Below are 9,364 nucleotides of genomic sequence, written 5' to 3'. Positions count from 1 at the left end.
TCACCCTCTCAATATTACTTGCCACGTAATACCATTTTACCATAAAAATGCGCAAAAAGCAAGCTCTTTCTCGCTTTTTGCGCATTTTTTATTGATATTTCCCTTCGTATTACTTGCTTTGTTGAAAGTTAGGGATTAAGGAACAGATTACACTACATATACTGTAGGCGGAGGAAATTAGCGTGAAAAATATTAAACGAATTGGATTATTAGTTTTGCTGGTAACAATTTTTGCTGCTGCTTCTGTCTTTCTGATTATGGTTATGGAGAATAAAACATTAATAAACAACGCTGAGCAAATAAAATCTGATTTATTTAAAGATAGTTACTCTATCGATAATATCTCATTCAAAAAAGATGAAATGATTTCAGTTATTACGTCTTTAGAATCTGATTCGATTGGGCCCAATGAAATTCTTGCTTTAAGAGCTATAAGAAATAATGCAAGGTCAACTGCGATGAAAAACGAAAGCTTTTTTGTGGTGGCAAGATCCCTCTTTAGGGAATGATGTTTGGACTCACTCTTCACCAAAGATCTCCTCAGATTGAATTAGACAGAATATGAGAGGATGTGCTATATTTGATAATGAGTGCATCCTCTTTTATTAAACGACAATTATATAATATTTATTTTATAGAGAGAAAAAGCCCATATACCAGGGCTTTTTCTCTCTCTATAAAGCGGGCATTATTTAATGCCGAGTTACGACTAAAATTCTCAGTTATTCGCGAACAAAAACATACCAATAAATGCTTCCGCCGCCAAACTGATAGTCTCCGCATTTCCATTCAAGTATTAGAAATTCTTTGCCGTCAATAATTTTTATTTCATATTTGGAGGCAGTTTCATTATGCTTGTTCAGCATTAGCCCCTTTGTCCATGCAAGCGTGCTTACATGCTGCTTTGTAGTGTGAATGCATTTTCCGTCACTGCGGAATTCAACTTTGAGGAAAAACAAGTCTTCCTTCGGCCAATTCTGCTTTGCCGGATCAAAATTTTCCTCGATTTTCCATACGTAAAAATCCCGTACAATCCATGTGCCGAGGATGTTTTTATCTGAAATGAAAGGATAATCAACGGGATCACGCAGCTTTATATCGGAAGCGTGAAATATTTCATCCGAGACCTTTTCGTACACCCAGATTTCGGGCATACCGCCGCATATCCCATTTCCGTCCTTAAAATGCTTCATTTCAAGGAACATGAGCGTATGACTGTTCTGATTTTCTATTGTATATCTGTTTTTCAAGGTATCTTGAGGAGATGCTCCCCAGGTATATAAATATCCCTTTGTCCATCCGCCGACGCCCCAATATTGTTCGCCGCCGTCGAGAAAGTAAAGCTCGTTAAGCCATGCCTGGTGACCGCATTTTTCATCGCCGTACACGAATTGCTCCCTGCTCGGAACGATATCAAGCATTTCCCACTTTCCCACCGCATCGGGGTCATTTACAAACGGCAGATTAATATCATCGCTCACAAACAATGAGTTTTTTGTCAGTTTGCACACAGGAACCTTCAGTTCAACTGTTCCGTCGTCATAGTAAATTTCATAAAATGCGCCTACGATTTGACACGGAGCTTCTTCGAGTTGCTTCGCCATGTAACGATATGCTTCATCAAGCTCCTCGCGATCGCAGACAAGCGACGCGACATCCCCTGGAATAGTGATTGTTTTTTCGTTGAATCCGCATTCCGGCGGCAGCTTTCCCGTGATTTCCACACAGGCGGTAAGGTCAAAATCGCGGTCGTGGTATTCGGTTTCGTAATTGATTATGACCTCACGTTTTCCGAGAATGTTTTTCGGAAGAACCGATTTTATTTTTTCAATTTCGCCGAAGGCATCTGCCTTAGACTCATAGTTTTTTCGTGACGCGGTCGTCAACATAGTGTCCGCGCTTCTGATAATGACATCAAACATAGCTTTTGCTCCTTCTGTAATGATTTCTTTTACGGCTTCAAGCCGCTTAAGTTGTGACTGTGTGTGTAAAACGGTTTCGTTAAGCTCTGCGATTTTCGCTTCGACAAGCTCTGCGATATCATCGGGTTTATCGGAATGCATATGCCTTCTGATTTCATCCAATGTAAAGCCGAGCTCTTTGAGCGCAATGATTCTGTTGCAGTCGGCAAGCCGTGCCGCGGAATAATAGCGGTAGCCTGTGAAACGATCGATTTCATCCGGTACGAGAAGCCCTTCGCTGTCGTAATAACGCAGGATCTTTACAGGAAGACTGCACAGCCGAGAGAGTTCACCGATTTTATACATTTTGTCGATCCCATCATTCGGATTTATACGAAGAAAAAACAGCGCTATTTTCTCTTCGCAAATTAAGAATATCATTACAGTTAAATGGAGAGTCAAGAGGTTTTTTAAATAATTATTATTATTTTATCTTTGCCGCAGCAGAAGGAGCAGGGAAGGCATATGCATATAGCTGCCTTCTATCCGGTAAAGATAATCACCGTTTTCGCCATCCTTGACGGTCACCGGTATTTGTTCGAGTGCCTTTTCGGTTTCAGCTTCGGACATTTTTGCTTTTTTCGCGATTTCAGAAATCGGAACATACAGGTCAAAGTCATTGACAGTCATCTCATACAGCGAGTACATGATCTTCAAAACGTTCAGGTCACACAGACGGTCAAGAGAGACATATAAATCCATGATCTGCGATGCGGTTGGCGCGTGATAATGTCTGCCGTCGGCGATAAACAGACCGTTTCCGGTATGGACTGTGTTTCCCTCGGGCAAGGAACATGCAGAAAATCCCCATTTGTATAAATCTTCACCAAGCGCATGATTCATGTCGGTATTCCAGGGCACCCGCTCTTTGTAACCGCCCGTCATCGCCGCTTCATGTAAAAGAGCGCATAAACGGAAGGCATTGTCGAAAATGTCTTCTCTCGGAATGGATTCAAATAAGGCTTTGATCTTCAGGTATATATCGGGCATGCTTTCGGCAGCTTTATACCCCATAAGCTCGTCAATGGAAACATCAAATATTTTCGCGAGCTCCGGCAGCAGCTGTATATCAGGACAGCACTGAGCCGATTCCCACTTTGATACGGATTGGTTGGTGACGCCGAGAGAATGCGCAAGCTCTTCCTGCGTCATTCCTTTCTGCTTTCGTAAAAATGCGATCTGTTCGTTTATTTTTAAGTCGTTCATTCGGGCTTACCTCCGTTATTTGTTTTACAGCTGCGGATTTATTGTAACGCATATGGCAGATAAAAGCAATGACGCGTCAGTTTGACGAAATTTCTTTTTATCCAACACACGGTTGGATAAAAAACACATAGATATAGCTTTAAAGTCATTTATACAGAGTTTCTTGCCGGTTTTTTTCAAAGAGGCCGCGTATCTTTTTCGGGCAATGTCACATAGATCAAAGATTTTGCCATTGAGCAGGCCAGAAGGTCCTTTTCGCTTTTTTTGAATAAGGGTATAAGTTTTTCCGGAGCGATAATTTTCATTGCTTCTATTTGCGTCCGCATTGAAAGCTTGTTCTCCGATTTGTATTTACGCATTTCGGCTATCGAGCTTTTCAAGGCGTCGCCAAACTCCAGTAATTCCGTATCTATTCCGTTTGGCTTTTCCCAAAGCAGCAGATGAATTGATGCTTTATTTTCATATTGCCTGAAAAACTCTTGATAGATATATTCAGTGATATGCGGAACGTAAACGGCGTACAGCTTGATGATATTGATTAAAGCATAATAAAGCGCATACTGACCGCTTTTTCGTTCTTCTTCACCGTGAATATCGGGCCGATACAGCCTTTCCTTTACGATTTCGACGTAGTTATCGCAAAAATCCTTCCAAAACAGTTCGTCGATTTCATGCCTTGCCGAACCGATTTCATATTCATTCAGCAATTCGGTTGCTTCAATGATCGCATCATCAGTGCGGGCCATTATCCATTTATCAATGGGCAGCAGTTCCGGAATTTTTGATAAATCAATATTTTGCAAATGAGAAATCGCAAATTTTGAGGCGTTCCACAGCTTTGTAATAAACCTCTTTGAAGCTGACAGATCATCCGGCGAAAAAAATGTGTCTGTGCCGAGCCTTGCACTTGCCGCCCAATACCTCATAGCGTCTGCGGAATTATCGGCAATCAATTTTGCCGGCGCGAAATCGCTGTTGCTTTTTGACTTGCTGATCTTCTCGCCCTTCTTTGCAAGAACGAATCCGCTTATCATAATATCCTTCCATGGAAGCTTTCCTGTATGGTAAAGACTTCTGACTATTGTATAAAAGGTCCATGTGCGGATAATTTCGTGTGCCTGTGCTCTCATGCTCATCGGAACAAGCGGAATACCGAAACGTTCATTTATTTGCGGAGTTATTGACGAAGTTGCCCAGGTGTCAAAAACAGCGCTTTCCGGGACATACTCGCGGCATCCGCATTCACATTTGCCATTATATTCCGTCTCCAGCGGATTTACAGGCAGCTGATCAGGATCAGCAAAGACAGCTTTACCGCAGCCTTTGCAGTACCAGACGGGAAACGGTATTCCGAAATATCTCTGCCGGGAAATACACCAATCCCATTTGAGGTTCGTGACCCAGGCGATATAACGGTTTTTCATTTGCTCGGGATACCAGTTAATTTCATCGGCCGCTTTCAGAAATCGCTCCTTTTCGAATAAAATGTCAATATACCACTGACGAGACGGAATGATTTCAATTTCCTTTCCGCAGCGTTCATGGACGGCCACTGTGTGAGTGATGCTTTCTGATTTTATAAGCAGCCCCTTTTCGAAAAGCAGCCTGATGATTTCTTTTCTTGCGGCAGTTGTTTTCATTCCGCCGATAAACGGAACGCTTTTGTCAATAAAGCCGTCAGGTAAAATGATTTTACGATACGGAAGACTATACTCTTCTGTCCATTCGGCATCTGTGCTGTCTCCAAAGGTGGCGCACATGACCGCTCCCGTTCCTTTATCAAGGCTGACTTTTTTATCCGTCATAATCGGTATATTATAGTTATAAAGCGGAACACGCGCGGATTTGCCGATAAATTTGGAATAACGCTTGTCCTCCGGATTGACAAACAGGCAAACACATCCGTAAAGCAGCTCCGGGCGGGTTGTTGCGACCTCGATAATATCTCCGTCAACTGTAAATGGAATATAGTTGAAGGTTGAATCGATGTCCTTTGTATCAAGCTCCGCCTGCGCGATGGAGGTTTGACATTCCGTGCACCACAAAACGGGCGATTCCTTTGAATATGCTTTTTTCTGTTTCACAAGCTCCAAAAATAATTCCTGCGATATTTTCCTGACTGCTGGGCTGATTGTTTCATATTGCAGAGACCAGTCGACGGAAAAGCCGAGCGATCTCCACATGCTTTTAAATTCGCTTTCATTTTTTTTAGTTGTAGAAATACATTTCAGAATGAAGTCGCTTCGTGGCATATTTTTTGCTATGACACCCTCGTCACGCTCAACGAGCCGTTCTGTCGGCAGTCCGTTATCATCAAACCCAAAAGGATAAAAGACATTATAACCCTGCATTCTGCGAAATCTTGCTATCATTTCTGCCTGAGTGTATGAAAAAATATGACCGATATGCAGGCTGCCGCTGACTGTGGGCGGCGGTGTGTCGATAGAATATATCTCTCTTTTTTTATTTGGGTCGAATTTGTAAATGTGTTCGGCTTCCCAAAATTCCTGCATTTGTTTTTCGATTGTTTGAAAACTGTAATCCTTCTCCATGTGATACCTCCGTAAAAATAATTAATCGAACACAATAAAAACGCCCTAAAGTAATCATTTACTTTAGGGCGAACATCAGTCCGTGGTACCACCTAAATTCAGAAGATTTCTCTCCTGCTCTTAACCGATGCGGGATATCAGCGTCTGTATTATTAATCAGCAACAAAATAATTGTTTGAGGTATATTTTATTGTTGGCTTAATAAAAGCCGCAGCATATCCGATATCGTTTTCCCTATGACGGTGGAAATTCCGTTGAAGTCTACTGGGAAATTATGTTCCCGTTCGGTTCACAGCTCAGAGGCTACTTCCATACTTTCTTCATGAAGGTTTACACCGTCCACCTTCTCTCTATGCATCGGATAAGTATGTACTTCTCCTCGTCAATGCCTTTATTGTATTCAATTTCTGTTATTATAATATGTTTTTGATGAGAAATCAAGCACCGGAATAAAAAATGTTTACAGACGCTTGCTTTTATCTCTCGGACGCTCTGTTATACGGTATGAGGATTTGATATAACACACGGTCGGAGTGACCGCATTAAATTTTATACCAGAATCCAGAAAAAAAGCGTAGCATTACATATTGTGCGAAATGCCTCGACATCAGCGGCACGAGAGCGCAGTCGCCGTAAAAATCGTACATCGCCTTCTGCGCATGATAACCGAGGTCATAAATGCAGTTCATATCCTTGCGGAATAAAAACGTATTAAAGCTTCCGTCTGATTCTATCGGAAGGTTGTATGTAAAAACATTTTCCGTTTCGTTTACAAAGCAGTCGCTTTCCGGAACACTGTCAAGGAACAGGCCGTAAAACATCTTTTTCTGTTCCTCATTTATATCGCTTTTTTGTATATAGTTTAGAAACAGGGTTGTTTTTGTATACGACAGTTTTCCGAATACTTCGGCGCATATTTTCTTAAAATTCTTTTTTTCTTTTAACTTCAATAATATGTCCGCTATCTCATCGGAGTTGTATTCTGCAGAAATACTGTCTCCCTTTGCTCCGCTGAGGTTCATAAGCTTATTAATAAGGCCACTTAGCTTTTCGGGCGTGAGTTTATAGTTATTTAAAAGCTCTTCACTGTCGCAGGATGCCCCTGCTTCGCAAAGCGCAGATAAATCTTCGTTGAAAAGTCCGCGGATTTTTTCGTTTTCCGGATTGGGATGCAGCTCGTTCTCCCTGACCAGAAGCGCTTCAAGCGATTCAAGGCTGGTGTTCATCTTTTTCTCAAAATTTATATCTCCGTCTACATTTGCTCCGGTGTATGTTGATTCTGGGTTCGTCTTTCCTTCAAAATTTAGATATCCTTTTTCGCAGGAGGAAAACAGCGGTATAGCAAATGACAAGGCAATTAAAAACGCCGCCGCTTTAAAACAACATACACCGAATCTTACCTTTTTCATGAATAAGAATCCTTTCGTTAATAAAACCGTATTATCAAGGCTCATTATTTTATAAGCGAGGGAATTATTAACTCGGTATTTAAATAATTACTGTTTAAATGAGAAAAAGCTCTGTTATATATGAGCTTTTATCTCTTATAAGACAAGAATTATTTAATTGCCGTTTTAATAATCCCTGCGCTTTTTACGCCTCATAACCGTGAAGCCGTCTTGCCGGGGAATAACGGAGATATCGGCAAAGCTGTTGTTTACTTATTTCTTGGCGGCCAACGCGGTTTTGACCTCAGAGTCCGGAGAATCGTCCTCGGTCATGTTCCGTATTTTTGCCAAGGCCATTCCGTTTTCAACTGACAGGTCATACGCTGTTCCGGTTGCGGCGAACACGGCAGACGGATTGCAGGATTTGTCATACACGATGGACTCCGCGACAAAATAGAATTCTCCCTCGCTGTTAATGCAGTAGTCAGAAACACGCATTCCCGTCGTGTCGCAAATAAGCTTTCCCTCCGCCGGGTCGTATACTGTGATATCAAGCCATCCACGGGCGCTGTTCGTAACTAGAAGTATTTCACCAGTATCAAGAAATTTTAAATCCCGAACGCCCCATAACATCATAAACGGCTTAAAGAACGCGGTCATTTCGCCTGTTTCGAGATTTTCGAGATATATAATGAAGCTCTCGGTTACGTCATTTTTGATAAACCTAACCTTGTATCCGTTGATTTCGGTATTGAACTTCGCAAAATACTCCGTGTTGTAGTATGACGGAAAATTGTTTTCATCCATTACCGGTATGTCGGTGTACATGCCGTCGGCATAGTACCACGTGCCGGGTACAAGCGCTTCTTCCACCTTTTTGCTTCTGTACCATATCTCTTTACCGTTCGCCATTACTACCGTAAGATCCGGATCAGAGGCGTTCAGGCTATTCTTATAAGACTCGCTGCTTAAAACACTTTTATCTATTTCATAATCTTCTGGAATGATATTTATGGTATTGCCTATTGCAAAAGTTGTAACTGTGAGCATAAGCGCGATTGTCAGCGCAAAAGCTGCCGTAATTATTTTTTTGTTCATAACATCCTCCAATATGATTTGATTTATAATATTTTGCTAACATTAATAAGAATATATACTGTTGAGGGTGACGTTTTGCTGGGACATACCCCAGCTATATGCATTAAGTTGATCATATGTAATTGCTCCGCAATACACATCAATAATATAATCGTTTATTGCGGAACCTGTATCAAGAGCAGTTAAATAACAATTTACTCCACTAATAAATATGTTTGCATACTTTTGAGTACTATTACGCATTATAATGTGCGATGGATCTACTGCGCAAGACTCAAATGGTATTAGATATTTCCCTGCTGCTCCTGACACATGCCAATCAGATGGATAAATTGTATAATTGTTTGTCGAATTATAATGTACATATCTTCCATCAGTCAGTCTTCCGTCTCCCTCGCAATTTATCGCATCAACGAACTTCTTAGGCAGTATAAGCACTTCAGTGTTTGACGTCTGATATATATTAGCAGTAATTTGAACACTTGATGAAGAAAAGCTTGGATCAGATTCTAATGCAGTCACATATCCAGATATTAAAAAAGTAGAATCATATGAAGCGCTTGTTGTTATGTTAATTGTTGGCTCATATAATGCACTTTGTGTACCATAAACGGATACTGTGACTACAGGAGTTAAATTTGACGTGCCAAGTACATGATATATTGCTGTGGCTGTTGCTGTATTGTTCGAATCAGCATATACTGTAACATTATTGCTAGATACAAGCTTTTGTGTTGATGTATTTATGTTCTCAAATCCGAATGTTATCTCTGTAGAAGCGGGAGCAGTATATGTTGCTTCAATGGTAACTTCATACTCCATTCTGCTATTTGAAGTGTCAACTAATCCAGAAGATAGTATAGATGGAGATGAAGGAATAGTCTGACTCTGCTTTGATACTGAAATGTTAGATGAGTATTGCTTAACCCTAAGGGTATAAGCTTCCATTGGGTTGTAACCGGTAACACTATAAGCTTTTATATAGTAGGTTCCGGCAGATATATGTTGAGTAATTAATTGACAGTGTAAAATGGTTTGTGTAAACTCTCAAAAAGTAATATAATAAAAAATGGGAGTTGAAAAAAATGACAAGAGAGAAAAGAGATCCACGCAGAGAAGAGTTGCTGCGGGAAATGATAGGAATGTATCATCCGCAGTC

Annotated in this window: 7 protein-coding genes and 1 other annotated feature; of the genes, 1 reads left to right on the top strand and 6 read right to left on the bottom strand. The window is 40.9% G+C overall.

What is annotated here, in order from left to right:
* The first annotated feature begins 182 nt into the window (after positions 1–182).
* Positions 183–509: a hypothetical protein gene (locus VB118_12975; GenBank protein ID MEA4833515.1), complete on the top strand. Its 327-nt coding sequence runs from the start codon at positions 183–185 to the stop codon at positions 507–509.
* Positions 510–722: 213 nt separating this feature from the next.
* On the opposite strand, the gene VB118_12970 is transcribed toward VB118_12975, so the two are convergent.
* From VB118_12970 to VB118_12945, 6 genes are all read right to left on the bottom strand, one after another.
* Positions 723–2,267 (bottom strand): helix-turn-helix domain-containing protein, encoded by a 1,545-nt coding sequence (locus tag VB118_12970; GenBank protein ID MEA4833514.1) that lies wholly within the window; start codon positions 2,265–2,267, stop codon positions 723–725.
* 123 nt (positions 2,268–2,390) lie between these two features.
* Complete coding sequence (locus VB118_12965; protein ID MEA4833513.1) at positions 2,391–3,167, bottom strand: helix-turn-helix transcriptional regulator; 777 nt, start codon at positions 3,165–3,167, stop codon at positions 2,391–2,393.
* Positions 3,168–3,343: 176 nt separating this feature from the next.
* Positions 3,344–5,719, bottom strand: coding sequence for a valine--tRNA ligase (locus VB118_12960; protein ID MEA4833512.1), 2,376 nt, complete (start codon positions 5,717–5,719; stop codon positions 3,344–3,346).
* A 61-nt stretch (positions 5,720–5,780) separates the two neighbouring features.
* Positions 5,781–6,114, bottom strand: a binding site (T-box leader).
* Between the two features lie 147 nt (positions 6,115–6,261).
* Positions 6,262–7,128: a hypothetical protein gene (locus VB118_12955; protein MEA4833511.1), complete on the bottom strand. Its 867-nt coding sequence runs from the start codon at positions 7,126–7,128 to the stop codon at positions 6,262–6,264.
* 252 nt (positions 7,129–7,380) lie between these two features.
* Entirely contained in the window at positions 7,381–8,205 is an 825-nt protein-coding gene (locus VB118_12950) for a hypothetical protein (GenBank protein ID MEA4833510.1), read from the bottom strand.
* Between the two features lie 42 nt (positions 8,206–8,247).
* On the bottom strand, positions 8,248–9,153 hold the full coding sequence (locus VB118_12945; GenBank protein ID MEA4833509.1) for a hypothetical protein: 906 nt from the start codon (positions 9,151–9,153) through the stop codon (positions 8,248–8,250).
* Between the last annotated feature and the right edge of the window lie 211 nt (positions 9,154–9,364).

The sequence above is a fragment of the Oscillospiraceae bacterium genome (assembly GCA_034925865.1).
Lineage (GTDB): Bacteria > Bacillota > Clostridia > Oscillospirales > SIG627 > SIG704.
The sequence above is the reverse complement of the archived record's forward strand: the minus strand, read 5'-3'. Positions and strand labels throughout refer to the sequence as shown.